Source organism: Streptomyces sp. CNH189 (assembly GCF_000527195.1).
Genome location: NZ_AZUS01000006.1, coordinates 17,211 through 41,275 on the forward strand (window position 1 = coordinate 17,211; position 24,065 = coordinate 41,275).

At 72.1% G+C, this 24,065-nt stretch carries 25 protein-coding genes; 11 read left to right on the plus strand and 14 right to left on the minus strand.

The annotated features are described in order from the left end of the window. Positions 1 to 41: 41 nt before the first annotated feature. Both B100_RS0110210 and B100_RS0110215 read left to right on the plus strand, forming a co-directional pair. The gene (locus B100_RS0110210; RefSeq protein WP_024884338.1) at positions 42 to 482 is read left to right on the plus strand and encodes a sec-independent translocase; all 441 of its coding nucleotides are present in this window, start codon (positions 42 to 44) and stop codon (positions 480 to 482) included. A gap of 223 nt (positions 483 to 705) precedes the next feature. Beyond that, entirely contained in the window at positions 706 to 1,380 is a 675-nt protein-coding gene (locus B100_RS0110215; protein WP_024884339.1) for a hypothetical protein, read from the plus strand. Positions 1,381 to 1,464: 84 nt separating this feature from the next. On the opposite strand, the gene B100_RS0110220 is transcribed toward B100_RS0110215, so the two are convergent. From B100_RS0110220 to B100_RS0110230, 3 genes are read right to left on the minus strand one after another with little or no spacing between them, the layout of a single operon-like run. After that, a complete protein-coding gene (locus B100_RS0110220; protein ID WP_024884340.1) occupies positions 1,465 to 2,598 on the minus strand; it encodes an Mrp/NBP35 family ATP-binding protein in 1,134 nt (377 codons plus the stop codon). Positions 2,599 to 2,641: 43 nt separating this feature from the next. Further along, positions 2,642 to 3,247, minus strand: coding sequence for a DUF1003 domain-containing protein (locus tag B100_RS0110225; RefSeq protein ID WP_024884341.1), 606 nt, complete (start codon positions 3,245 to 3,247; stop codon positions 2,642 to 2,644). Continuing rightward, a complete protein-coding gene (locus tag B100_RS0110230) occupies positions 3,237 to 4,520 on the minus strand; it encodes a magnesium transporter MgtE N-terminal domain-containing protein (protein ID WP_024884342.1) in 1,284 nt (427 codons plus the stop codon). The genes B100_RS0110225 and B100_RS0110230 overlap by 11 nt, the downstream gene beginning before the upstream one ends. Before the next feature lie 219 nt (positions 4,521 to 4,739). On the opposite strand from B100_RS0110230, the gene B100_RS0110235 reads away from it, so the two are divergent. Beyond that, entirely contained in the window at positions 4,740 to 5,486 is a 747-nt protein-coding gene (locus tag B100_RS0110235; protein WP_024884343.1) for a hypothetical protein, read from the plus strand. 66 nt (positions 5,487 to 5,552) lie between these two features. Here the strand turns inward: B100_RS0110235 and B100_RS0110240 are convergent, their stop codons facing one another. Next, entirely contained in the window at positions 5,553 to 6,065 is a 513-nt protein-coding gene (locus tag B100_RS0110240) for a hypothetical protein (RefSeq protein ID WP_024884344.1), read from the minus strand. A gap of 45 nt (positions 6,066 to 6,110) precedes the next feature. After that, entirely contained in the window at positions 6,111 to 7,232 is a 1,122-nt protein-coding gene (locus tag B100_RS0110245) for a magnesium and cobalt transport protein CorA (RefSeq protein ID WP_024884345.1), read from the minus strand. Between the two features lie 497 nt (positions 7,233 to 7,729). Here B100_RS0110245 and B100_RS0110250 point away from each other — a divergent pair, with 497 nt between their 5' ends. After that, complete coding sequence (locus B100_RS0110250) at positions 7,730 to 8,314, plus strand: suppressor of fused domain protein (protein ID WP_024884346.1); 585 nt, start codon at positions 7,730 to 7,732, stop codon at positions 8,312 to 8,314. A gap of 79 nt (positions 8,315 to 8,393) precedes the next feature. On the opposite strand, the gene B100_RS0110255 is transcribed toward B100_RS0110250, so the two are convergent. After that, positions 8,394 to 9,617, minus strand: coding sequence for an MFS transporter (locus B100_RS0110255; RefSeq protein WP_024884347.1), 1,224 nt, complete (start codon positions 9,615 to 9,617; stop codon positions 8,394 to 8,396). A 186-nt stretch (positions 9,618 to 9,803) separates the two neighbouring features. Between B100_RS0110255 and B100_RS0110260 the strand changes: the two genes are divergently transcribed. The 3 genes from B100_RS0110260 to B100_RS0110270 all read left to right on the plus strand — a co-directional run bounded on the left by B100_RS0110260 (position 9,804) and on the right by B100_RS0110270 (position 12,144). Further along, entirely contained in the window at positions 9,804 to 10,445 is a 642-nt protein-coding gene (locus B100_RS0110260; RefSeq protein ID WP_024884348.1) for a DUF6758 family protein, read from the plus strand. Between the two features lie 134 nt (positions 10,446 to 10,579). Then, positions 10,580 to 11,437 (plus strand): PHP domain-containing protein, encoded by an 858-nt coding sequence (locus B100_RS0110265; protein ID WP_024884349.1) that lies wholly within the window; start codon positions 10,580 to 10,582, stop codon positions 11,435 to 11,437. A 101-nt stretch (positions 11,438 to 11,538) separates the two neighbouring features. Next, complete coding sequence (locus B100_RS0110270) at positions 11,539 to 12,144, plus strand: MarC family protein (RefSeq protein ID WP_024884350.1); 606 nt, start codon at positions 11,539 to 11,541, stop codon at positions 12,142 to 12,144. A gap of 112 nt (positions 12,145 to 12,256) precedes the next feature. Here the strand turns inward: B100_RS0110270 and B100_RS37225 are convergent, their stop codons facing one another. Then, positions 12,257 to 12,409 carry a hypothetical protein gene (locus tag B100_RS37225; RefSeq protein WP_199785229.1) on the minus strand — a complete coding sequence of 51 codons (153 nt, stop codon included), beginning with the start codon at positions 12,407 to 12,409 and terminating at the stop codon, positions 12,257 to 12,259. Between the two features lie 230 nt (positions 12,410 to 12,639). On the opposite strand from B100_RS37225, the gene B100_RS0110280 reads away from it, so the two are divergent. Then, complete coding sequence (locus B100_RS0110280) at positions 12,640 to 13,533, plus strand: NYN domain-containing protein (RefSeq protein ID WP_024884351.1); 894 nt, start codon at positions 12,640 to 12,642, stop codon at positions 13,531 to 13,533. 103 nt (positions 13,534 to 13,636) lie between these two features. Here the strand turns inward: B100_RS0110280 and B100_RS36420 are convergent, their stop codons facing one another. From B100_RS36420 to B100_RS0110295, 3 genes are all read right to left on the minus strand, one after another. After that, entirely contained in the window at positions 13,637 to 14,128 is a 492-nt protein-coding gene (locus B100_RS36420; protein WP_024884352.1) for a hypothetical protein, read from the minus strand. Positions 14,129 to 14,229: 101 nt separating this feature from the next. Further along, complete coding sequence (locus B100_RS0110290) at positions 14,230 to 15,114, minus strand: alpha/beta fold hydrolase (RefSeq protein WP_024884353.1); 885 nt, start codon at positions 15,112 to 15,114, stop codon at positions 14,230 to 14,232. Positions 15,115 to 15,193: 79 nt separating this feature from the next. After that, complete coding sequence (locus B100_RS0110295) at positions 15,194 to 17,509, minus strand: DEAD/DEAH box helicase (RefSeq protein ID WP_024884354.1); 2,316 nt, start codon at positions 17,507 to 17,509, stop codon at positions 15,194 to 15,196. A 490-nt stretch (positions 17,510 to 17,999) separates the two neighbouring features. Between B100_RS0110295 and B100_RS0110305 the strand changes: the two genes are divergently transcribed. After that, on the plus strand, positions 18,000 to 18,755 hold the full coding sequence (locus B100_RS0110305; RefSeq protein ID WP_024884355.1) for a ferritin-like fold-containing protein: 756 nt from the start codon (positions 18,000 to 18,002) through the stop codon (positions 18,753 to 18,755). 58 nt (positions 18,756 to 18,813) lie between these two features. Here the strand turns inward: B100_RS0110305 and B100_RS0110310 are convergent, their stop codons facing one another. The 4 genes from B100_RS0110310 to B100_RS0110325 form a co-directional block, all read right to left on the minus strand. Then, positions 18,814 to 19,080, minus strand: a complete 267-nt coding sequence (locus B100_RS0110310) for a hypothetical protein (RefSeq protein ID WP_024884356.1) — start codon at positions 19,078 to 19,080, stop codon at positions 18,814 to 18,816. Between the two features lie 252 nt (positions 19,081 to 19,332). Then, positions 19,333 to 19,560, minus strand: coding sequence for a DUF3107 domain-containing protein (locus tag B100_RS0110315; RefSeq protein WP_019522837.1), 228 nt, complete (start codon positions 19,558 to 19,560; stop codon positions 19,333 to 19,335). 147 nt (positions 19,561 to 19,707) lie between these two features. Further along, positions 19,708 to 20,349, minus strand: coding sequence for a TetR/AcrR family transcriptional regulator (locus B100_RS0110320; RefSeq protein ID WP_024884357.1), 642 nt, complete (start codon positions 20,347 to 20,349; stop codon positions 19,708 to 19,710). 209 nt (positions 20,350 to 20,558) lie between these two features. Further along, positions 20,559 to 20,795 carry a hypothetical protein gene (locus B100_RS0110325; RefSeq protein ID WP_024884358.1) on the minus strand — a complete coding sequence of 79 codons (237 nt, stop codon included), beginning with the start codon at positions 20,793 to 20,795 and terminating at the stop codon, positions 20,559 to 20,561. A gap of 230 nt (positions 20,796 to 21,025) precedes the next feature. On the opposite strand from B100_RS0110325, the gene B100_RS0110330 reads away from it, so the two are divergent. Both B100_RS0110330 and B100_RS37570 read left to right on the plus strand, forming a co-directional pair. Then, complete coding sequence (locus tag B100_RS0110330) at positions 21,026 to 22,078, plus strand: alpha/beta fold hydrolase (RefSeq protein WP_024884359.1); 1,053 nt, start codon at positions 21,026 to 21,028, stop codon at positions 22,076 to 22,078. 656 nt (positions 22,079 to 22,734) lie between these two features. After that, on the plus strand, positions 22,735 to 23,937 hold the full coding sequence (locus tag B100_RS37570) for a DUF3152 domain-containing protein (RefSeq protein ID WP_024884360.1): 1,203 nt from the start codon (positions 22,735 to 22,737) through the stop codon (positions 23,935 to 23,937). The last annotated feature ends 128 nt before the right edge of the window (positions 23,938 to 24,065 follow it).

Below are 24,065 nucleotides of genomic sequence, written 5' to 3' on the forward strand. Positions count from 1 at the left end.
AGGCCGGCACCGAGGGCCGAAGGCATCGCGAGGAGCTTCAGGTGTTCAATGACATAGGACCGCTCGAGCTGGTGACGCTCATCGTCCTCGCCGTGCTCGTCTTCGGTCCGGACAAGCTCCCCAAGGTCATCCAGGACGTCACCCGCACGATCCGGAAGATCCGGGACTTCTCGGAGAGCGCCAAGCAGGACATCCGGCAGGAACTGGGCCCGGAGTTCAAGGACTTCGAGTTCGAGGACCTCAACCCCAAGACGTTCATCCGCAAGCAGCTGGACAACGACGACCTGGGGCTGAAGGAGATCCGCAACGGCTTCGACCTGAAGAAGGACATGGCCGAGGTCGCGGACGCCGTCCACGGCCGCGACTCCGAGCCCGCCACGCCGGCCGCCCCGGCGTCCTCCGGCGGGCGGGTGGACATGACCAAGAAGCCCGAGAAGCCGGCGGCAGACGACCGCCCGCCCTTCGACATGGACGCCACCTGAGCAGTTCCTCGCGGCGCGCGCCCGCGTATACGTGACGCGTTTCATACTCCACCCGAGCTGCGCAGGGCCCGTTCCGGGCGCCCGGACGCCCCACGCGCCGGGCGGTTTCCCTGCCTGTGGCGGCAGGGTGGTTATGCTGCCGAGTTGTTGTGCGGAACGGACGAGTACGCCCGAAGGGGGGCGGGCCGCCCGGTCCGACGAGAGCGAGGAGGCGTCCGGGCACATGGAGACGACGAGTTCGGCAGTCGCGCAGGCGCCGGCCACGGAGGACGGACAACCAGTCCCCTCCGCCCGGCGTACGATCGACGGCTACCTGCGCGCGCCCTTCCCGTGGTACGGCCTGGACGAGGCCTTCACGGGGCCGCGCTGGCTGATGCAGGTCGGCCTGTCGGCCGACGGGGCCGTGGAGCACGGATCGGTCGGACACGGCGACGAGCCGTCCGTCCGCAGCGAGTTCGCGGCGGGAGGCGACCAGGACGCCAAGGAGAGGTTCGCGGTCGTGGTGACCGTGGCGGCCAACCCGGTCCGTCGCAGCGCCGACGGCACCGGCCTGCTGGAGGCCACCTCGGTCTCCTCGGCCGCCTGGCTCGCCGGTGTGGGGCTGCTGTCCTTCACCTGGCCGGGCCAGATGGACCACTCCCTGCGCGACGACTGGCTGGAGCAGCAGACCGAGACCGCCTGGGTCCTCGCGGACGACCTGGACGGCGAGGACTGGTCGACGCTGTCGCTGCCCGTGGACGGCGTACCGACGTCGTTCCACTACCGGGAGTCCGAGTACGGCTGGGTGCTGGCCGGCTCCACCCAGGCGGGCGTCCACGTCGGCGCGTACGGCCGGGGCATGAGCGCGTACGGCCTCGGCTTCGCCGTGGTCAAGGACATCGCCGCGTACGAGGGCTGACCGGGCACGCGGCAGTACGCCGAAGGGCGCCGTCCACGCGGACGGCGCCCTTCGGCGTACGTACGGGCCTCGGCGCGGCGGCCCTCAGAACTTGTTGCGCGGGGTGATCCCCAGGGACATGCCCGACAGGCCGCGCTGCCGGCCGCCCAGCTTGCCGGCGATCGAGCGGAGCGCGGAACCCGCCGCGGAGTCCGGGTCGGACAGCACCACGGGCTTGCCCTCGTCGCCGCCCTCACGCAGCCGGACGTCGATCGGGATGGCGCCCAGCACCGGGACGTTGGCGCCGGTGGTGCGGGTCAGGCCCTCGGCGACGGTCTGGCCGCCGCCGGTGCCGAACACGTCGACCATCTCGCCGCAGTGCGGGCAGGGCAGCCCCGACATGTTCTCCACCACGCCGACGATCTTCTGGTGCGTCTGCACGGCGATGGAGCCCGCCCGTTCGGCCACCTCGGCCGCCGCCTGCTGGGGCGTGGTGACGACCAGGATCTCCGCGTTCGGCACCAGCTGCGCGACGGAGATCGCGATGTCACCGGTGCCGGGCGGCAGGTCGAGCAGCAGCACGTCCAGGTCGCCCCAGTACACGTCCGCCAGGAACTGCTGGAGCGCGCGGTGCAGCATCGGGCCGCGCCACACCACGGGCGCGTTGCCCGGGGTGAACATGCCGATGGAGATGACCTTCACGCCGTGCGCCGACGGCGGCATGATCATGTTCTCGACCTGGGTGGGACGCCCGTCGGCGCCCAGCATGCGCGGCACCGAGTGGCCGTAGATGTCGGCGTCCACGACACCGACCTTCAGCCCGTCGGCCGCCATCGCCGCCGCCAGGTTCACCGTTACCGAGGACTTGCCGACACCGCCCTTGCCGGACGCCACCGCGTACACCCGGGTGAGGCTGCCCGGCTTGGCGAAGGGCACCTCGCGCTCGGTCTGGCCGCCGCGCAGGGCGTTCGCCAGCTCCTTGCGCTGCTCGTCGCTCATGACGTCCAGCGTCACGTCGACCCGGGTCACCCCCTCGACCGCGGAGACCGCGTCCGTCACGCGCTGCGTGATGGTGTCCCGCATGGGGCAGCCGGAGACCGTCAGGTACACGGTGACCGCGACCGCACCGTCCGCACCGATCTCCACCGATTTGACCATCCCGAGCTCGGTGATGGGCCGGTTGATCTCGGGGTCGTTCACCGTCGCCAGTGCTTCGCGCACCGCGTCTTCCGTAGCCATAGGGACGATGGTACGGCGCCGGGTACACCCGCCGGTAAGGACGTCAACGGTCGTCTGCGTCACGTCCCGGCGGCCGTTCCGCCCGCATCGCCGGGTATGACCCGTGCTGCTCCTTGTGGCCGTTCCGGTGGATCTCCAGCTCCTTGACCAGGTCCTGCAGCTCCGAGCGGATCCAGTCCCGGGTGGCGACCTCGCCCAGCCCGATGCGCAGCGCGGCCACCTCCCGGGTCAGGTACTCGGTGTCCGCGATCGACCGCTCGTTCTGTTTGCGGTCCTGCTCCAGGTTGACCCGGTCGCGGTCGTCCTGCCGGTTCTGCGCGAGCAGGATCAGCGGGGCCGCGTAGGAGGCCTGCAGCGACAGCATCAGGGTCAGGAAGATGAACGGGTACTCGTCGAAGCGCAGGTCCTTCGGCGCGGAGACGTTCCACAGCACCCACAGGATGATGACGACCGTCATCCAGACGATGAACCGCCCGGTGCCCAGGAAGCGCGCCACGCTCTCCGACAGCCGTCCGAAGGCCTCCGGGTCCCACTCGGGCAGGATCCGGCGCCGGGGAGGCCGCGGCTGGTCGAGCCGGGGGGCACGCGGTCGTCCGGCGGCCGTGGCGCCCGCCGGCGTCCGCTCGCGCCCGTCGCGCTCAGCCGCCATCGGTGGCCGCCCCCTCGTCCAGGTGGAACTCGGTCTCGCGCCAGTCGCCCGGCAGCATGTGGTCCAGCACGTCGTCCACCGTCACCGCGCCGAGCAGCGACCCGGCCTCGTCGACCACCGGCGCCGCCACCATGTCGTACGCGGCGAAGAACCCGGCGACCACGGGCAGCGTGGCCTCCGGCTCCAGCGGCTGCAGGTCGTCGTCCAGCATCGAGCCGACCAGGGTGTACGGGGGGTCGCGCAGCAGCCGCTGGAAGTGCACCGTGCCCAGATACTTGCCGGTGGGGGTCTCCTCCGGCGGCCGGCAGACGTAGACCTGAGCGGCGTGCGCCGGGGACAGGTCCGGTTCGCGGATCCGGGCGAGGGCGTCCGCGACGGTCGCGTCCGGCCGCAGGATGATCGGCTCCGTGGTCATCAGACCGCCCGCCGTGCGCTCCTCGTACGACATCAGGCGGCGCATGTCCGCCGCGTCCGCCGGCCGCATCAGGCTCAGCAGGCGCTCCTTGTCCGCCTCCGGCAGCTCGCCCAGCAGGTCGGCCGCGTCGTCGGGGTCCATCGCCTCCAGCACGTCGGCGGCCCGCTCCTCCGCCAGCACGCCCAGGACCTCGATCTGGTCGTCCTCGGGCAGCTCCTCCAGGACGTCCGCGAGTCGGTCGTCGTCGAGGGCGGCGGCCACCTCCGCGCGCCGCTTGGGGGAGAGGTGGTGCAGCACGTTGGCGAGGTCGGCGGGGCGCAGCTGCTCGAAGGTGGCGAGCAGGTTCTCGGCGCCCTGCCCGTCCTCCTCCAGTGAGAAGCCGGTGACGGCGGACCACTCCACGGTCAGCGTCTCACCCTTGCCGCGCCGGAACGCGCCGCCCTTCCTGCCCTTGCGCACGAAGACCCGGTCGATCTCCCACTCCCGCCGCGCCTGCAGCTGATGCACCGACAGGTCCAGGACGGTGACCTCCTCGCCGGTGTCCACCAGCGTGACCCGCCGGTCGAGCAGTTCGCCGAACACCAGACGCTCGGTGGGCCGCTGCTCGAAGCGCCGCACGTTGAGCACCCCGGTGGTGATGACCTGGCCCGCCTGCACGGAGGTCACCCGCGTCATGGGCAGGAAGATGCGGCGCCGGGTGGGGAGTTCGACCACCAGGCCGAGCAGCCGGGGCGGGCGCCGGCCCGGACGGAGGATGACCACCAGGTCCCGCACGCGCCCCACCTGGTCGCCCGCCGGGTCGAAGACGGCGACACCGGAGACGTGCGAGACGAAGAACCGGGGTGCGCCCGCTGCCATGCCGGCGGCTCCTTTGCGTGCGTGCGGAGTGCTTCCTTGCCATGTACTGCCTGGTGCGTCCGTTATCCGGATTGCCCGCTCGGGTGGGCTTCAGGCTAGCCCGTCCCGATCGGTGCTGCTCCTGTGGCCGGTCCGGACGGACTGGCTCCGTCCGGCCTCCCCGGCCCCGGTACTCTGCGGTACGCCGTTCAGGTCCCCCGTCAGAGAGGCAGCCCACCTGTGATTCCGATCTCCCCGGGCCGTACCCGCAGGGCCACGCTGGCAGGCGCCGTGTGCGCGCTGCTCGTGGCGGGGACGGCGCTCACGGGATGCTCCGAGGATCCGAACGAGGGAACGAACGGCGTCGGCAGACTCCCCGCCGACCAGATCCAGGCCAAGGCCCAGAAGGCCGCCGCGTCCGTCGGCACCGTGCGGCTGCACGGAACGGTCGTCACCAGCGGCCGTACCTACACGCTCGACATGCGTCTGAAGGAGAAGGGCGGCATCGGCTCGGTCACCACCAAGGGGGAGACCTTCCGCCTGTTGCGGGTCGACGAGGAGCTCTTCCTGAAGGCCGACGCCGCCTTCTGGGGGCAGGGGAGCAGCGGGGGCGCGAACGACTCCAAGGCGGCGGACAAGCTCGCCGCGAAGTACGTCAAGGTGCCCAAGGGCGACCCCTCGTACACCAAGTTCATCGGCTTCACGGACAAGAACGTGCTGCTCGGCGGTCTGCTGACGCTGCACGGGGAGCTGGCCACCGACGGCCACCACGAGCAGGACGGCGTGCGCACCGTGCGGGTCACCGCCGGCGAGGGGGCGGGCGGCACCCTGGACGTCTCCCTCGAGGGGCAGCCCTATCCGCTGCGGCTGGAGCGGGCCGGGGAGGCGGGCACCCTCACCTTCTCCGCCTGGGGCACCGACTTCCCGCTGGAGAAGCCGGCCAAGGGCGAGACCCTCGACTACGGCAAGCAGCTCCCGACGTCCTAGACGCCCGGTGTCCGGGACCGGGCGCCTCAGGACGTCGCGTGTCCGGGGCCGGACGCCTCCTCCGGGTCAGCGGCGCCGCTTGCGCTTCGCCAGGAGGCGCGGCAGCCCCGCCGGCATCGGCTGCCGGGTGGTCACGGGGGTCGGCAGCGGGGCCGCGGCCAGGTCCCCGTCGGGCAGCGGTGACGTCCCGCCCGTCGGCTCCAGACGCAGTACGCGGCACTCGCGGGCCCAGCGCTCGGGCATCGCCTCGCCGTCGAGGGCGTTCAGCCGCTTGCCCTTGAGGTCGGCGACGGCCGCCGTCCACTCCTCGGAGCCCGACGGCAGTTCCCGGACCGTGGCGGCCCAGGTCACCAGCCGGCCGCCCTTGTCCTTGCTGCGGACCGTCACCTCGGCCGGCGCCCCGTCGGCCAGCCCCGGCAGCGGCTGTTCGCCCGGTCCGTCGCCGATCACGCAGGCGGCGCCCTCGTGCCACACGTGCCACAGCGCGCGGGCCGGGACACCGGGACCCCTGACCCAGATGAGGCCGGACTTCTTCGTGGCCTCCTCGATGAGGGCCCGTTCGAGCAGCTCGCCAGTCATGCGGGCCAGCCTATCCACGCCCCCGGGGAGCCGGGCCCGTGCGTCTCAGAGCCAGCCGTTGCGCTTCAGCGTGCGGTGAATGCCGAGACAGAGGGCCACCGTGACGCCGAGGACCACCGGGTAGCCGTACTTCCAGTGGGTCTCCGGCATGTAGTCGAAGTTCATGCCGTACACCCCGCAGACCATCGTCGGCACGGCGATGATCGCGGCCCACGAGGTGATCTTGCGCATGTCCTCGTTCTGCGCGACGGACGCCTGCGCGAGGTTCGCCTGGAGGATGGAGTTCAGCAGCTCGTCGAAGCCGACGACCTGCTCCTGCACCCGGGCCACGTGGTCGGCGACGTCCCGGAAGTACTTCTGGATCTCCGGGTCGATCAGCCGCATCGGCCGCTCGCTGAGCAGCTGCATCGGCCGCAGCAGCGGCGCCACGGCCCGCTTGAACTCCAGGACCTCGCGCTTGAGCTGGTAGATCTCACCGGCGTCCGTACCGCGCGGGGCGCCCTTGCGGCCGGGCGAGAAGACCTTCGTCTCGACCTCGTCGATGTCGTCCTGCATCGCGTCGGCGACCGCGATGTAGCCGTCCACCACGTGGTCGGCGATGGCGTGCAGCACGGCCGAGGGCCCTTTGGCCAGCAGCTCCGGGTCGTCCTGGAGGCGGTGCCGCAGGGCGCGCAGGGAGCCCTGGCCGCCGTGCCGGACGGTGATGAAGAAGTCCCGGCCGGTGAAGCACATCACCTCGCCGGTCTCGACGATCTCGCTGCTGGAGGAGACGCGGTCGTGGTCGAGGTAGTGGACGGTCTTGAAGACCGTGAACAGGGAGTCGTCGTAGCGCTCCAGCTTGGGCCGCTGGTGGGCCTGGACGGCGTCCTCCACGGCCAGCGGGTGCAGCCCGAACTCCGCGGCGATACCAGCGAATTCGGCCTCCGTCGGCTCGTGCAGGCCGATCCAGACGAAGCCCCCGTCGCGGCGCACCCGGCGCATCGCCTCCTGGGGGCCGAGCGGGCCGTCCTCGGTGTCCAGGCGGCGGCCGTCCCGGTAGACGGCGCAGTCGACGACGGCGGTGGCGGTCGCGGCGTCGCGCGTGGTGTCGTACGGGCCGCTCCCCTTGCGGAGCGAGATGCGGGAGGCGGGGCGGACCACGGCGCGCAGGTCGCGGATCATCGACATGGCGGGCTCCTTCGCGAGCGGGCAACGAAAGGCGCCGGAACGACGGGTGGAACAACCCGGAATGAGGACGTCCTGGACTGCGGATGTTTGGCACGTCCACAAAGCGGGCAGCACCGCACCGTCGCGGTGGCGAGCTTCGTCGCTGATACAGCTACTGGGGCAGATCAGTCAGAACGAAACGAGTGCTCTTCCGATGAAGACGCGCGAAGCGAAAGGCGGGAGCCGAACGGGAATCAGCTACCTCAGCGGGCGGAAGAGCGGGTGATACTGCACGGTCGACTTCGGTCCATGCCAGCCCCACCTCCTCCGGCCGGTCCCTCGTGAGGGACGATCGCGATCCCCTGAGGGGATTCCCCCCTTGAACGGGGGTGCACACAGCGTTCGGGCAATAGTCGAGCGCATGACGCGTGCTGCCCGAACCACCGGCCAAGCGTATCAGCCGACTGCTGTGTCAAGGCTCTGCTTTGCCCGGTACTGACGAGTTCTATGCTCGCCCCATGGCAGATGTTCTTCCTCTGGTCGAGGCCCGGCTGCGCACCGCGCTGGGCGAACCGGACGCACGCGCGGCGGTCACCTTCCTGGGCACGGACCGCATCGAGGTGCTGCGCTTCCACGAGGGGGACATCGTGCGCTACGCCACCCTCGGCATGTCGGCGCAGCCCATGGCGGACCCCACGGCCGTGATCGCGGACCCGGTCGCGGGCCCCCGCGCCGAGCTGGTGCTGTCGGTGCGCGGTGGCACGGCCGACACCGACAAGGTGCTCCGCCCGCTCGCCGTACTCGCCGCGTCCCCGCAGGTCGAGGGCCTGGTCGTGGCCCCCGGCGCCTCGCTCGACGTCGGTGAACCGATGTGGCCCGGAGCCCCGTTCACCTCGGTGCTGGTCGCCGAGCCGGGCGGCCTGGTCGAGGACCTCGAGCTCGACGCGCCCCTGGAGCCCGTACGGTTCCTGCCGCTGCTGCCGATGACGCCCAACGAGGCCGCCTGGAAGCGGGTGCACGGAGCCCAGGCCCTCCAGGAGCGCTGGCTGAACCAGGGCACGGACCTCAGGGACCCGTCCCGGAAGTCCGTGCCGCTGGACTGAGCGCCGGAGTCAGCCCGGAGCGGCCCCGAAGCGGGTGCCGCCGGAGTGAGGAAGCTCACTAACACCGTTGGCGCACCGCTCAGTTGGCGAAGACGTTGACCCCGTCCTCGGTGGCGTGCCGGGGCTGCTGCTCCTCGGCCTCCGCGGTGAGCGACCGGCGCCGCACCAGCACCACCAGGGCGCCCAGCGCCGCCGTCACGGCCGCGACCACGAACGGCATCCGGGCGTCGGCCCACTCCTCGAGCTTCGGCGCGAAGAAGGGCGCGGCGGCGGCCGCGAACCAGCGCACGAAGTTGTACCCGGCGCTCGCCACCGGCCGCGGCGCGTCCGACACACCGAGCGCCAGTTCCGTGTACACGGTGTTGTTCACGCCGATGAGGGCACCGGACAGCACGGTGCAGACGACGGCCGTGGTGTGGTCGCCGAAGCCGAGGGCCAGCACGTCGACCGCGAGCAGCACCAGCGAGCCGCCCAGCACCCGCAGCGAACCGAAGCGCTTCTGCAGCCGCGGCGCGACGATCACCGAGAAGACGGCGAGCAGCACGCCCCAGGCGAAGAACACCGCGCCGGAGCGGTAGGGGGTCATGTTCAGCACGAACGGCGTGAAGGCCAGCACGGTGAAGAACGTGTAGTTGTAGAAGAACGCCGAGACCGCCGCGGAGGCCAGCCCGCCGTGCCCGAGCGCCTTGATCGGGTCGAGCAGGGAGGTCTTGCGGGCCGGGCGGGGCTGCTCCTTCAGGAACACCGAGATGCACACGAAGCCGACGGCCATCAGGAAGGCCGTGCCGAAGAACGGGTAGCGCCAGCTCGCGTCGCCGAGCACCGCGCCCAGCAGCGGGCCGCAGGCCATGCCGAGGCCGAGGGCCGACTCGTAGAGAAGGATGGCCGCAGCGCTCCCGCCGGCCGCGGCGCCGACGATCACCGCGAGGGCGGTGGAGACGAACAGGGCGTTGCCCAGTCCCCAGCCGGCGCGGAAGCCGACCAGCTCGCCGACCGATCCCGAGGTGCCGGAGAGCCCGGCGAACACCACGACCAGCGCCAGGCCCAGCAGCAGCGTCTTGCGCCCGCCGATGCGGCTGGAGACGAAGCCGGTCACCAGCATCGCCAGCGCGGTGATCAGGAAGTACGAGGTGAACAGCAGGGAGACCTGGCCGGCGGTGGCGTCGAGGCCCTCGGCGATGGACGGCAGGATCGGGTCGACGAGCCCGATTCCCATGAAGGCGACGACGGACGCACCGGCAGTCGCCCACACGGCTTTCGGCTGCCTGAGAATGCTGACCGATCCCGTGTCGATGGGGTCCATGGGTGCTCCAATCCCGGACGTGGAGGGGTGCCGGATGTCCGGCGACAGATGGTTGGGTTATGCACACAATAGCTTAGCCAAGCTAACTAATGCAAGTTACATCTATCTCGCTCCGTGGCCTGCCGTTCCCTCCGGACGGGTGATCGTCCTTGACGTGACGCGGCGGAGCTAGGACCGTGGGGCCCTATGAGGGGCGAACCCAGTTGCCCGAAGTGCGGTGGCCGGGTCAGGGCTCCCGGCCTCTTCTCGGATGCCTGGCAGTGCGACGTGCACGGCACCGTGCATCCGCTGCAGCCCGTGATACCGCCGAGCGTCGAGGCCCTCGAAGTCGTCGTGCACCGCACCAAGGTGCCGGTGTGGATGCCGTGGCCCTTGCCGGTGGGCTGGCTCTTCACCGGGGCGGCCTCCGCGGGCGACGACCGCAGCGGTGGCCGTGCGACGGCCGTCGCCTGCACCGGCCCCGGACCGCTCGGCGGGATGGGGGAGCTGATCCTGGTCGCCGAGGAGCTCGGGGTCGGTCTGGGTGCGCGGTACGCGGGCATCGACGGCCCCGACCCCGGACCCTCCATGGACGTCGAGAAGCCGCCCCAGGCCAAGGTGCTCGCCGCCGGCCGGCCGACCCCGCTCTGGCATGTGTCCGGCACACCCGACGACCGCGCCGTGTTCGCGGGCGAGGCGCTCGGTCTGTGGCTGTGGGCCGTGGTGTGGCCGGAGAAGTCGGGCCTGCTGATGTACGACGAGCTGGTGCTCGCCGACCTGCGGGACGCCGGCGCCGAGGTGGAGCTGGTGCCCTGCGGCGCCCTGTCCCCGCGGCTGCTGGAGGCGTAGTCCGCCTGCCTCGGGTTGTAGGGGGCGCATACGTTGTAGGGGGCGCATGCCGGGTTCGGGTGTGACAGGAGCGGCCGAAAATCCGGTTATCCTGAAGCGTCCTCATCCGTCCGTCACGCTTGGAGTAACGCGTCGTGCGCATCGACCTGCACACCCACTCCACCGCGTCCGACGGCACGGACACCCCGGCCGAACTGGTCCGCAAGGCCGCGTCCGCGGGTCTTGACGTCGTCGCCCTGACCGACCACGACACCACGCGCGGCCACGCCGAGGCCCTCGCGGCGCTGCCGCAAGGCCTCACCCTGGTCACCGGCGCCGAACTCTCCTGCCGGCTCGACGGCATCAGCATGCACATGCTGGCCTACCTGTTCGACCCCGAGGAGCCCGCGCTGCTCGCGGAGCGCGAGCTGGTCCGGGACGACCGGGTGCCGCGGGCCAAGGGCATGATCACCAAGCTGAACGAGCTGGGTGTCCCGGTCACCTGGGAGCAGGTCGCGCGGATCGCCGGTGACGGCTCGGTGGGGCGCCCGCACGTGGCGAGCGCGCTCGTGGAACTGGGCGTCGTAGCGAATGTGAGCGACGCCTTCACCCCGGAATGGCTGGCCGACGGCGGCCGGGCGTACATACCGAAGCACGAGACCTACCCCTTCGAGGCCCTGCGGCTGGTCAAGGACGCCGGCGGGGTCGCCGTCCTCGCGCACCCGGCCGCGAGCAAGCGGGGCCGGACCGTGCCGGAGTCGGCGATCGCGGAGCTGGCCGAGGCCGGGCTCGACGGCATCGAGGTCGACCACATGGACCACGACCCCGCGACGCGGGCGCGGCTGCGCGGCCTGGCAGGCGAGCTGGGCCTGCTGACCACCGGGTCGAGCGACTACCACGGCACCCGGAAGACCTGCGTCCTCGGGGAGTTCACCACGGACCCCGAGGTCTACGGCGAGATCACGCGGCGGGCGACCGGGGCGTTCCCGGTGCCGGGGGCCGGCGGGGCCTGACCCCGCACCCGAACCTCACCTTTCTCGGCTCGCGCCTCACTCTTCTTGGCTCGCGCCTCATCCTTCCTCGCTCACCCTTTTCGTACTCGCGCAAGGCAGTCATGTTCGACGTCGCCGTCTTCGGCTCTCTCTTCCTGACCCTTTTTGTCATCATGGATCCCCCCGGGATCACGCCGATCTTCCTCGCGCTGACCGCGGGCCGCCCGGCCAAGGTCCAGCGGCGCATGGCCTTCCAGGCCGTCTGTGTGGCGGGCGGTGTGATCACCGTTTTCGGGCTGCTCGGCCATCAGATCCTCGACTACCTGCACGTCTCCATCCCGGCGCTGATGATCGCCGGCGGTCTGCTGCTCCTGCTGATCGCCCTCGACCTGCTCACCGGCAAGACCGACGAGCCCCAGCAGACCAAGGACGTCAACGTCGCGCTGGTCCCGCTGGGTATGCCGCTGCTGGCCGGGCCGGGCGCGATCGTGTCGGTCATCCTCGCCGTGCAGAAGGCCGACAGCGTCACGGGGCAGGTGTCCGTGTGGGCGGCGATCCTCGCCATCCACGTCGTCCTGTGGCTGGTGATGCGGTACTCGCTGCTGATCATCCGGGTCATCAAGGACGGCGGGGTCGTCCTGGTGACGCGCCTTGCGGGCATGATGCTCTCCGCCATTGCCGTGCAGCAGATCATCAACGGCGTGACCCAGGTGATCCAGGGCGCCTGACCAGGGCCGTCGGACACACCGGAGCCCTCGTACCGTGGTACGAGGGCTCCTCAAGCATGCGTACAGTGCACCGGGACGCGGCGCGTGCGGCCGCGGGACCGCGGTGCGGGAGTTACGAGGCCGGGGCGTCGGCCGGGCGGATCCACAGGCGCTGCCCTACAGCGGCGGCCTGCTGAACGATGCGATTGACGGAGGCGGCGTCCACGACGGTCGAGTCCACGGCGGTGCCGTCGACGTCGTCGAGTCGCATGATTTCGAAGCGCAAGGGGCTTCTCCCTTCGTCTGGTCATCCTCCTGAAGGAGAACTACTGGGTGGAGGCCCACGGGACCGGACGGGCCCGTGTTCCGTGACTGGTACAACGAGCTGTGTGGTGCAAACATTCCCTACGCTAAGGAAATTTTTCGATCGACTAAATACTGACCAGTAAGGGTTTCGAGGGAGACCGACCGGGACCGGTTGTGTTCGTAGCGTGACCAGCGGGACAATGTGAGGTGATGAACGACGACCTCGCGGCACTGCACGCCCGTATCGACCGCACGAACGAGCTGCTCCAGCGCATGCTCGCCGAGGTGGCCAAGACGCCCTCGACCCACGCGATCTTCGTGGACGCCGGCTACCTCTACGCGGCCGCCGGGCGGCTCGTCGCCGGGACGGAGGACCGCCGCGCCTTCGACCTCGACGCCGAGGGGCTCATCGACGCGCTCATCGACCGCGCCCGCACCGTCTTCGCCGACAGCAGGCTGCTGCGCGTCTACTGGTACGACGGCGCCCGCCGCCGCATCCACACGGCCGAGCAGCAGACCATCGCCGAGCTGCCCGACGTCAAGGTGCGCCTCGGCAACCTCAACGCCAACAACCAGCAGAAGGGCGTCGACTCCCTGATCCGCTCCGACCTGGAGTCACTGGCCCGGCACCGCGCCATCAGCGACGCGGCCCTGCTCGGCGGCGACGAGGACCTGGTCTCCGCCGTCGAGGCCGCCCAGGGGTACGGCGCCCGTGTCCACCTGTGGGGCATCGAGGCGCCCGAGGGCCGCAACCAGGCCGAGCCGCTGCTCTGGGAGGTCGACAGCCAGCGCACCCTCGACCTGGACTTCTTCAAGCCGTACGTCTCCCGGCGCACGGCGTCCGCCTACGAGCCGGCGACCGGCCGGCCCACCCGGGAGGACGTCCGTTTCGTGGGCGCGCAGATCGCCGCGAAGTGGCTGGTCTCCCGCGGCCGGGACACCATGATGGAGCTCCTCCCCGGCCACCCCTACCTGCCCGGCTCGGTCGACCAGGACCTGCTGGTCGAGGCGGAGGGCCTTCTCCAGTACTCCCTCCGCGGCCAGGCGGACCTCCGCCGCTCCCTTCGCGACGGCTTCTGGGACCACCTGCAGGCGCAGTACTAGGCGCCGGGAGCTCGGCCCGCCTCGCGCTGAGGGTTCGCGTGCGTCGCGCCAGGGACGCGCGAGCGTCTCGTGGTGAGGGTCCGCGCGCCTTGTGAGGCGCCGGTCAGCCGGTCGCGGTGGCCGGATCCTCCTCGGCGGGGTCGCTCCGGCCGACGGTGACCGCCCAGGTGACGCCGGACGGCGCGGTCACGCGCACGCTCCCGGCCCGGTGTGCGGCGGGCAGGGCGAGCTGGTGGTACGTCACGGCGGGGTCCCCGGAGGCGCAGGCCAGCCGGAAGTCCGCGCGCGGCACGGGCAGGTGCACCTCCACACCGCCCCTGCCCCGGCAGCTGACGGCGACCGTGAGGGCCTTGCCCCGGGTGCCGGCCGTGTAGGGGAAGCCGACGTTGCCGTGGGCGGGGCCGTACTGCCCGGCCGTGCTCTCGCCGGACCCTGCGTCGAGCGGAGGCGGGGTGACCGGTGCCGGCTGCCGCGCGGCCGGGCTGCCCGCGGCGGCCGGCTTCGGGGGTTCCGGTTTCTCGTCGGTGCCGTTGGCGGACGTGCAGCCGACCGCGGCCAGCAGGATCAGGACACAGGCACTCCGGGCATGGGTCATCGAGCCCCCCCGTTCGTGGTGGACCGCCCCGTGGCGATCACGTGCACGAACCTTAGGCGCGGCGATACGGGCGGAACCGTCCCTCAGGTGATCCCTGAGGATCATTTGAGGGACGGCTGAAACTCCGTGATGTCGAAGAAGTCGGCGAGAGCCCGCGCCGTGTGGGCGGGTCGGTCGACCATGGGCGTGTGGCCGGCACCGTCGACGACCGTGCGGTGGGCCGTCAGGCGCCGGGCCATGTGGTCGAGGTCCGGCACCGGCCAGGCGTCGTCGGACGAGCCGGAGAGGACGTGCGTCGGCAGCGGTACGGCGGCCAGTTCCGCGACCCGGTCCGGCTCGGTGCACAACTGGCGCCCGGTGACGAGCAGTTGCGCTGGCTTCGTGCTCAGCCAGCGCCTCCGCAACTGCTCCGGTCCGCCGATGCCGCGCGCCGGTCCGCCCACCTCCTCCGGCGGGCCCATGGCCAGAATGGCCTCCCAGCATTCCTCCATCGACATCACGGCGAGCGCGTCCCGCAGCAACCTCACCCGCTGTTCCTGCGCCTCCGAGATACGGGCGGGACCCGAGCAGAGCAGCGTCAGCGAACGGAAGGGGGAGTGGTCGAGGAGGACGGCCGCACGCGCGATCTGGCCGCCGAGCGAATGGCCGACGAGGTGGACGGGCGCGTCGAGCTCGCGCGCCTGTGCCAGCACGTCCTTCGCCAACTCGTCCTGTGCGTAGGCGACTTCGTCGTCGGCGGGTCCGTCGGACGCGTGCTGGCCCCGCCCGTCCACCGCGACGGCGCGGTACCCGCGGGCGGCGAGCGGTGCGAGCACCGGCGTGAAGTCCTCCTTGCTGCCGGTGTAGCCGGGCAGCAGCAACACGGTTCCCCGCAGCGGGACTTCACCGGCCGGCGGTACGTCCAGGACGGCGAACTCGCCCCGTGCGGTGCGGAGTCGGCGAGGCAGGTCGCCGGGGGGCGGGGCGGGGGAGAAGGCGCTGGTCACGGGGTGAGGTTAGCGGGTGCGGACACGCCGACGGCCCGGCCCCACGTGGGGGAACCGGGCCGTCGGCGTCGGTGTGGCGTCAGCCCTGCGCGGACTCCGCCTCCGGGGCGACCGTCGCGGCCTTGCGGGTGCGGCGGCGCGGCGCGGGGGCCTCGGCGGCCTCCGCCTCGGGTGCGGTCTGCGCCGGGACCGTCTTGCGCGTGCGGCGCGGCTTGGCCTCGGCAACCTCGGCCGTGTCGACGGCGGCCACGGCCTTCTTGGCCGCGGTCTTCCGCGTACGCCGCGGCTTCTCCTCCGCCTCCGGCGCGGTCTGCGCCGGGATCTCCACAGGCTCCGCCTCGGCGGCCTTACGGGTGCGGCGGCGCGGCTTGGCCTCGGTGCCCTCGGCGGTGTCGACGGCCGCCTCCGCCTTCTTGGCGGCGGTCTTCCGCGTGCGCTTCGGCGCGGCCTCGGCGGCCTCGGCCGCGACGTCGGCCTCGGCGGCGACGGCCTTCTTGCGGGTACGGCGCGGCTTGGCCTCGGCAGCCTCGGCGGCCACCTCGGTGGTGCCTTCGGCCGTGTCGACCACGGCCTCGGCCTTCGCCGCGGCCTTGCGGGTGCGGCGGCGCGGCGCGGCCGGCTCGGCGTCGACGGTGCCCTCGGCCGTGTCGACCGCGGCCTCGGCGGCCTCGGCCGTCTTACGGGTACGGCGGCGACGGGGCTCGGCGGCCTCGGGAGCGGACTCCTGGACCGACGGCTCCTCGACGGCGGCCGGCGCCTGCTCGGCCACCGGCGCCTCGACGGCGGTGGCGTCCTGCGCGGCGGACCCCGCACCCCTGCGGGTGCGACGACGGCGCGGCTTCTCCGGGGCGTCTGAAGCGGCCGCGGAAGCCTCCACCGACGGTCCCTCGGCCGTGTCCACAGCGGTCTCGGCCGCCTCCTGCTCCACGGCGCCCACCGGAGCGGCGGTGGCCCCGCCGCGCGTACGGCGACGGCGGCGCGGGGTGCGTGCGGTGGCCTCGTCGGCCTCCGCCTCCCCGGCGACCTCGGCGGCCGGAGCGGCGGACTGCACGCCCGCCTCGTCGAGCGGGGTACCGCTGCGGGTGCGGCGACGGCGGCGCGGCGTACGCGTCGACGCCTCCCGCTCCTCGGAGCGGGAACCGCGACGCCCGTCACGCCCGTCACGTCCGTCCCGGCCACCACGTCCGCGCGGCGCGCGACCGGCCGGCTCGCCCAGGTCCTCGAGCTCCTCCGCGTCCAGACCGGCCCGGGTGCGCTCCGAACGCGGGAGGACGCCCTTGGTGCCCTCGGGGATGCCCAGGTCCGTGAACAGGTGCGGAGAGGTGGAGTAGGTCTCCGGCGGGTCGCTGAAGCCCAGGTCCAGCGCCTTGTTGATCAGCTGCCAGCGGGGGATGTCGTCCCAGTCGACCAGAGTGATCGCCGTACCCTTGGCGCCCGCGCGGCCGGTGCGGCCGATGCGGTGCAGGTACGTCTTCTCCTCTTCCGGCGACTGGTAGTTGATGACGTGCGTGACGCCCTCGACGTCGATGCCGCGCGCGGCGACGTCGGTGCAGACGAGTACGTCCACCTTGCCGTTGCGGAAGGCGCGCAGCGCCTGCTCACGGGCGCCCTGGCCGAGGTCGCCGTGGACCGCGCCGGAGGCGAAGCCACGCTGCTTCAGCTGGTCGGCGAGGTCGGCCGCGGTGCGCTTGGTGCGGCAGAAGACCATGACCAGGCCACGGCCGTCGGCCTGCAGTATCCGCGCGACCAGCTCGGGCTTGTCCATGTTGTGCGCGCGGTAGATGAACTGCTTGGTGTTCGCGACCGTCGCGCCCTCGTCGTCCGGCGCCGTGGCGCGGATGTGCGTGGGCTGCGACATGTAGCGGCGGGCGAGACCGATGACCGCGCCCGGCATGGTGGCCGAGAAGAGCATCGTCTGACGCTTCACCGGAAGCAGCTTGATGATCTTCTCGACGTCGGGCAGGAAGCCCAGGTCGAGCATCTCGTCGGCCTCGTCGAGGACGAGGGCCTTGACGTCCGACAGGTTGAGCTTCTTCTGCCCGGCGAGGTCGAGCAGCCGGCCCGGGGTGCCGACGATCACGTCGACGCCCTTCTTCAGCGCCTCGACCTGGGGCTCGTAGGCCCGGCCGCCGTAGATCGCGGTGACGCGCACGTTGCGCACCTTGCCGGCGGTCAGCAGGTCGTTGGTGACCTGCGTGCACAGCTCGCGCGTGGGGACGACCACCAGCGCCTGCGGCGTGTCGGTGAGGTCCTCGGGCTTCGCGCGGCCCGCCTCCACGTCGGCGGGGACGGTGACCCGCTCGAGGAGGGGAAGGCCGAAGCCGAGCGTCTTGCCGGTGCCGGTCTTGGCCTGGCCGATGACGTCCGTGCCCGACAGGGCCACGGGGAGCGTCATCTCCTGGATGGGGAAGGGAGTGGTGATGCCGACGGCTTCAAGGGCCTCGGCTGTCTCGGGGAGGATCCCGAGCTCTCGGAACGTCGTAGTCAGGGTGCTGCCTCTTCTGTGTGCGCGGTGCGAGGCGAGCGCGGGGGTCGTGTAGGGACCGTGCCGGGGACGACGGCTGCCATACGGTGAAGGCCGTAGGACACGGGACCACTGCCGACGCTCGAGCGCTCGTACCGCTGAGGTGTCCCTCCGGCTTCCGTACGCGATGTGCCGTACGGCTTCAGAGGGCTGTCGGGTCGGAGCCGATCGGGCCACCGACCGGGCATCCTCATACATGCGGCCCGTCGAGCACGTCCGAATACGCCAGAGTGCTCAGCAGCCGCAATACCACCATACCCCGGATTCCCGCACACGCCATGGCCGATTCGGTCACGTAGTCGTCGTCACACTGATCGACCACGGCCTTCCGGCGCAGGCCGGGCGGGCTATTGTGCGCTGCATGACGAGCTCTGACAGCCCTGACACCGCCGCGGAAACCCCCGAGACCCCCGCCGCACGGACCGGCGTCGCCGCCATGGACTGGGCGGCCGCCTCCGCCGACCCCCAGTACCGTGCCGCTGTCGTGGACCTGCTCGGCGCGCTGGCGTACGGGGAGCTGGCGGCGTTCGAGCGGCTCGCGGAGGACGCCAAGCTGGCGCCCACCATGGGGGACAAGGCGGAGCTGGCGAAGATGGCCTCGGCCGAGTTCCACCACTTCGAGCGGCTGCGGGACCGGCTGGCCGAGATCGGCGAGGAGCCGACGCATGCCATGGAGCCGTTCGTCGCCGCCTACGACGGCTTCCACAAGCAGACGGCGCCCTCCGACTGGCTGGAGGGTCTCGTCAAGGCCTACGTCGGCGACTCCATCGCCAGCGACTTCTACCGCGAGGTCGCGGCGCGTCTCGACTCCGACACCCGCGCGCTGGTGCTGGCCGTGCTGGACGACACCGGGCACGGCGGCTTCGCCGTGGAGAAGGTGCGCGCGGCGATCGACGCGGACCCGCGCGTGGGCGGGCGGCTCGCGCTGTGGGCGCGCCGGCTGATGGGTGAGGCGCTGTCCCAGTCCCAGCGGGTGGTCGCCGACCGGGACGCGCTGTCGACGATGCTCGTCGGCGGGGTCGCGGACGGGTTCGACCTGGCCGAGGTCGGCCGGATGTTCTCCCGGATCACCGAGGCGCACACCAAGCGGATGGCGGCGCTGGGCCTGGCCGCCTGACCGCATCCCTCGACGGCGCGAGCCGGCGGGTCAGGCGTCCGCGAACGGCGCCGCCGGGTCAGGCGGTCGCCGAGCGGCGCAGCCGACCCGCCGGGCGCAGCAGCAGCGACAGCGAGGCGACCGAGACGATCGCGGCGCCCAGCAGCATCGTCAGCAGGTTGCCCGCGTCCAGCGCGGTGTTCATGACGAAAGCGCCGAACAGGGCCCCGGCGACACCGGTCGGCAGCACCAGCACCGGGGCGGGAAGCCGATGCGACAGGCGGCGGTACGCCCCCAGGGCCAGGGCCAGGCCGAGGATCGCGGAGCTGAGCGCTTCCAGAAGCATGTCGGGGTCCCTCCCACACGGCCGGCCTGCTCGTTCAGGTCGTAGCCCGTCTTACCCCTGACCTGCGGAATGCAATCCTCCCCAGGGGGTTCGCCGTACTCCGTCGGAGTGGTCCGCGTCAGCGGGCCCGCGCGACACGCCCGGGAGTGCCTCCGACACGCCGTGGGCGTGCGGGCAAGGGGGGACCGGGACACGGGAAGGCCCGGCGGTGGAAACCGCCGGGCCTTCCCGTATGCCGAACTGCTTCGCGTGCTACAGCGCGCCGAAGCCCACCTTGCGCGGGGCCGGCTCGCCGATCTCCACGTAGGCGAGACGGTCGGCCGGGACCAGGATCTTGCGGCCGTGCTCGTCCACGAGGCTCAGCAGCTGCGACTTCCCGGCCAGCGCCTCGGCCACCACGCGCTCGACCTCCTCCGCGCTCTGACCGCTCTCCAGAACGATCTCGCGGGGCGCGTGCTGCACGCCGATCTTGACCTCCACGGCTATGTCCCTCCGACGGTCAGTGAAGTGCGCGACCTTCCGCGCCGTACCAGCACACATTAGCCCGGTGAGGGGACGTACACGCTCCGCCCGGCCACGCCAACAGCGAACAGCCGACGGGAACAAACGCCTGCCGCCCCCCGGCGGTCAGTGGTGGTCGTTGCCGTGCAGCGGGAACCCCGCGATGCCCCGCCACGCCAGTGAGGCCAGCAACTGCACCGCCTGGTCGCGGGGCACGCTGCGGTCGCTGTGCAGCCAGGACCGCGCCACCACCTGGGCGAGACCGCCGAGCCCCGACGCGAGGAGCATCGACTCCGCGCGCGACAGCCCGGTGTCCTCGGCGATGACGTCGCAGATGGCCTCCGCGCACTCGTTGGTGACCTTGTCCACGCGCTCGCGCACGGCGGGCTCGTTCGTCAGGTCGGACTCGAAGACCAGGCGGAAGGCTCCGCCGTCGTCCTCGACGTACGCGAAGTACGCGTCCATGGTCGCCTGGACACGCTGCTTGTTGTCCGACGTCGACGCCAGCGCGTGCCGCACCGACTGGATCAGCGCCTCGCAGTGCTGGTCCAGCAGCGCCAGGTACAGGTCGAGCTTGCCGGGGAAGTGCTGGTACAGCACCGGCTTGCTCACGCCCGCCCGCTCGGCGATGTCGTCCATGGCGGCCGCGTGGTAACCCTGCGCGACGAAGACCTCCTGGGCGGCGCCCAGCAACTGGTTCCGTCGGGCACGGCGCGGAAGGCGTGTACCCCTCGGGCGTACCGCGTCCGTCTGCTCGATGGCTGTCACGCCGCCTCCCATTGTCGTCCACATGCGGGGTCAGCCGCGCCGCCATCGTACTTTTCGGTAATCCTGCTGTGCGCGGTGCACGTGCAGAATTTCACGGACCGGACAGCGGAAGAAGCGGTACGGACGGTTTCAAAAGCTGTCAGAGCGGGCAAGAAGTGTCCCCTTCCGGGAGGCTGGTGTTCCGGCCCGCGCCCCGGCCTGCGCGCTCCTCACCGGTAGTCGTCCTCGTCGAGGGAGACGACGCGGGCCTGTTCCACCAGGTCCCCCTCGCTCGCCCGGTCGGGGTCGACATCGGTCAGCGGGTCGTCGCGGTCGGGCGACACCTCAGCCTGCTGTTCGGCCGCGTCGACCTCGGGCGCCTCGACGTCGTACTCCAGGCCTTCCTGCACGTCCTCGTCCTCCTCGAACGTCTCGGGGTCGGTGATGTCTACGGGGTCTACGGCCATCGCTGGGCTCCCTTCCTGGTCACGTCCCTGAAGCATGCAGGGGTCACGTACGGGTGCCCTCTTCACGAGCCTAGGAGACACCCGATCCGGACGCCATGCGATCGGCGGCCGGGGTGCGACCGGGTGCGCACCCCGGCGTGAGAGGGGCGCGACGACGGCGCGCGGGGCGTTCGGCGTCCTGTGATGCCGAACACATGAGCCAGGGCGTGATCGTCTCGTAACATTGCGGCATGTCTGCGTCCGAGCTGCCCTCCGTACCGCCCACCAGCGTGCTGCCCGAGCCGGCGGCGGTCAGGGTGGCGGAGGGCGAGCAGCTCAGGTCGGTGCGGCTGCCCGGCGTCACGCTGACGCTCAGATCCCGGCCGGCCCGCGAAGGCCTCCCGCCCGCCTTCTTCGTCCACGGACTCGGCGGTTCCTCGCTGAACTGGTCGGCCCTGATGGCCCTGCTGGACGGCGTCGTCGACAGCGAGGCCCTGGACCTCCCGGGATTCGGCGACTCCCCGCCGCCGGACGACGGCGACTACTCGATCACCGCGCACGCCCGCGCGGTGATCCGCTGTCTGGAGGCCTCCGGCCGCGGACCGGTGCACCTCTTCGGCAACTCGCTCGGCGGCGCGGTCGTGACCCGGGTCGCCGCCGTGCGCCCCGACCTCGTCCGCACCCTCACCCTGGTCTCACCGGCCCTGCCGGAACTGCGCGTGCAGCGCACCGCCGTCCCCACGGGGCTGCTGGCCGTACCCGGAGTCGCACCGCTGTTCACCCGGATCACCCGGGAGTGGACGGCCGAGCAGCGCGTCCGCGGCGTCCTGCAGCTCTGCTACGGCGACCCCGGGCGGGTGACCCCGGAGGGGTTCCGGCACGCGGTGGAGGAGATGGAGCGGCGGCTGCGGCTGCCGTACTTCTGGGACGCGATGGCGCGCTCCGCGCGGGGGCTCGTCAGCGCCTACACCCTGGGTGGCCAGCAGGGACTGTGGCGGCAGGCCGAGCGGGTGCTCGCGCCGACCCTGCTGATCTACGGCGGCCGGGACCAGCTCGTCGGCTTCCGCATGGCCCAGCGGTCCGCCCGCGCCTTCCGTGACTCCCGGCTGGTGACACTCCCGGACGCGGGACACGTGGCGATGATGGAGTATCCGGAGACCGTGGCGTTGTCGTTCCGTGAACTCCTGAGGGACGCGACGGGTTCAGTGGGCGAGGGGGATACTGTGCAGCCGGACGCACAGGGCGCTCCGGGTCCGTCCGCCGGCACCGGCGGCCCGACCACCGCCGAGACCACGAGGGGCTGAGGCGCGACGTGGGACGCCACAGCCGCCGCGGACCCGCCCCGAAGGGCGACACCGCGAACACCACCACCGCCGCCGGGCGCAGCGCCCGTGAGGCCCGTGAAGCCCGTGACGCCCGTGAGACGCGTCACGACGAGCGTGACGGGGTGGTTCCGGCGCAGCAGCAGACGCGGCGAGCGCCTTCCGGTGCCGGCCAGGGCCACGGGTCGCCCTACCCGGGCCCGTCCGCCACTCCGGCGCACGGCACTCCGGGCACGCCCGGCACTCCGACGTACGGATACGGGTACGGGGCGCCGGGGCACGGGAGGCCGGCACCGGGTGCGCCGCGCCTGCCGGAGGGATGGCAGCCGGACGGAACCCCGGCACGCGGCGTCCCCCGGTTCGGGGACGGGACCCCGCCGCAGGGTGTGCCGCGGTACGCGGACGGGACGCCTGCGCGTGGCGTACCTCGTTTCGGGAATGGCACCCCGCCGCAGGGTGTGCCGCGGTACGCGGACGGGACACCTGCGCGTGGCGTTCCCCGGTTCGGGGATGGCACGCCGCCGCAGGGTGTGCCGCGGTACGCGGACGGGACACCTGCGCGTGGCGTACCTCGTTTCGGGGATGGCACCCCGCCGCAGGGTGTCCCGCCGTACGGCGACGGAACGCCGGCCCACGGTGTGCCGCGGTACGCGGACGGGACTCCCGCGCACGGGACTCCGCGGGTAAGAGGCGGGCACCCCGAGCAGCAGGAGCCCGGTGGCGGCTGGGGAGACCCGCACGGCCGCACCGCGACCGGGGCGGGCCACGGCGCACCGGCCGCCCGGCAGGGCGCGCCCCTCCCGCGCCAGCGCCAGGCACCCGCCGACGGACCGCGCCAGGACTACGTCGAGGCGTTCGACGACCGGAGCGACGACCTCTTCACCCCGCGCAGGCCCGCCGCCCGCACCCAGGCCGACCCGTACGACGCCGTCACCGACTGGGACGGCACTCCCGACACCGGCATCCCCTCGCACACCGACACCGACACCGACACGGACGCCGAGAACGAGGCGCCGACGGGTGTCCCCGCCCAGACCAGGGGCGGCAAGGGACGCGCGTTCACCGGCATAGCGGCCGCCGCCGTCACCACCGTGCTGGCCGTGGTCGTCGCCGGGCAGGTCACCGACGACCGCGACGCCCCTGGCGTACAGCAGTCCTCCGGCGAGCAGGCGCGGGACGTGCGTGACCCCGCCTCGCGTGGGGACGCCCGCGAGACGCCCGGGGCGCCCACGGCACGGCCGCTGACGTACGAGCAGCAGATGAACCGCAGATTCCCGCTGGCCGCCACCCGCGCGGGCACGGGGAAGTTCGACGCCGTCGAGGGCATCGACAAGGCGCCCGGCAAGGGGCGGAAGATCACGTACCGGGTGGACGTGGAGCGGGGGCTCGATCTCGACGGCGCCCTGTTCGCCGAGGCCGTGCACCGGACGCTCAACGACAACCGGAGCTGGGCGCACAACGGCGCCCTCACCTTCGAGCGGATCCACTCCGGCACCCCCGACTTCGTGATCACCCTCGCCAGCCCCGAGACGACCGCCGACTGGTGCGCCAAGTCGGGCCTGGACACCACCGAGGACAACGTCTCCTGCGACTCCGCGGCCACCGAGCGCGTGCTGATCAACGCGTACCGCTGGGCGCAGGGCGCGGAGACCTACGGCGAAAAGATGTACGCCTACCGCCAGATGCTGATCAATCACGAGATCGGCCACCGCCTGGGCCACAACCACGTCACCTGCGACAAGGACGGCGACCTGGCCCCGGTGATGCAGCAGCAGACCAAGTTCCTCGACCACGACGGAATCCGCTGCCGCCCCAACGCCTGGCCCTACCCCAAGGGTTAGAGCCCCGCCCGGCGCACCTCGCCGACGGACGTGAGCCGGCCGCGCGCCGGTGGTGAGCCCGGCGCGAGCCCGGCGCGAGTCGGTCTCAGCACGGCGAACGCGCTCCGTGCGGGAAAGTTACGCCCGTT

Excerpts from the sequence above, each read along its gene's own strand:
- B100_RS0110215 (WP_024884339.1), top strand. The coding sequence starts at position 706 with ATGGAGACGACGAGTTCGGCAGTCGCGCAGGCGCCGGCCACGGAGGAC.
- B100_RS0110220 (WP_024884340.1), bottom strand. The coding sequence starts at position 2,598 with ATGGCTACGGAAGACGCGGTGCGCGAAGCACTGGCGACGGTGAACGAC.
- B100_RS0110225 (WP_024884341.1), bottom strand. The coding sequence starts at position 3,247 with ATGGCGGCTGAGCGCGACGGGCGCGAGCGGACGCCGGCGGGCGCCACG.
- B100_RS0110230 (WP_024884342.1), bottom strand. The coding sequence starts at position 4,520 with ATGGCAGCGGGCGCACCCCGGTTCTTCGTCTCGCACGTCTCCGGTGTC.
- B100_RS0110240 (WP_024884344.1), bottom strand. The coding sequence starts at position 6,065 with ATGACTGGCGAGCTGCTCGAACGGGCCCTCATCGAGGAGGCCACGAAG.
- B100_RS0110245 (WP_024884345.1), bottom strand. The coding sequence starts at position 7,232 with ATGTCGATGATCCGCGACCTGCGCGCCGTGGTCCGCCCCGCCTCCCGC.
- B100_RS0110250 (WP_024884346.1), top strand. The coding sequence starts at position 7,730 with ATGGCAGATGTTCTTCCTCTGGTCGAGGCCCGGCTGCGCACCGCGCTG.
- B100_RS0110255 (WP_024884347.1), bottom strand. The coding sequence starts at position 9,617 with ATGGACCCCATCGACACGGGATCGGTCAGCATTCTCAGGCAGCCGAAA.
- B100_RS0110260 (WP_024884348.1), top strand. The coding sequence starts at position 9,804 with ATGAGGGGCGAACCCAGTTGCCCGAAGTGCGGTGGCCGGGTCAGGGCT.
- B100_RS0110270 (WP_024884350.1), top strand. The coding sequence starts at position 11,539 with ATGTTCGACGTCGCCGTCTTCGGCTCTCTCTTCCTGACCCTTTTTGTC.
- B100_RS0110280 (WP_024884351.1), top strand. The coding sequence starts at position 12,640 with ATGAACGACGACCTCGCGGCACTGCACGCCCGTATCGACCGCACGAAC.
- B100_RS36420 (WP_024884352.1), bottom strand. The coding sequence starts at position 14,128 with ATGACCCATGCCCGGAGTGCCTGTGTCCTGATCCTGCTGGCCGCGGTC.
- B100_RS0110295 (WP_024884354.1), bottom strand. The coding sequence starts at position 17,509 with ATGACGCTCCCCGTGGCCCTGTCGGGCACGGACGTCATCGGCCAGGCC.
- B100_RS0110305 (WP_024884355.1), top strand. The coding sequence starts at position 18,000 with ATGACGAGCTCTGACAGCCCTGACACCGCCGCGGAAACCCCCGAGACC.
- B100_RS0110310 (WP_024884356.1), bottom strand. The coding sequence starts at position 19,080 with ATGCTTCTGGAAGCGCTCAGCTCCGCGATCCTCGGCCTGGCCCTGGCC.
- B100_RS0110325 (WP_024884358.1), bottom strand. The coding sequence starts at position 20,795 with ATGGCCGTAGACCCCGTAGACATCACCGACCCCGAGACGTTCGAGGAG.
- B100_RS0110330 (WP_024884359.1), top strand. The coding sequence starts at position 21,026 with ATGTCTGCGTCCGAGCTGCCCTCCGTACCGCCCACCAGCGTGCTGCCC.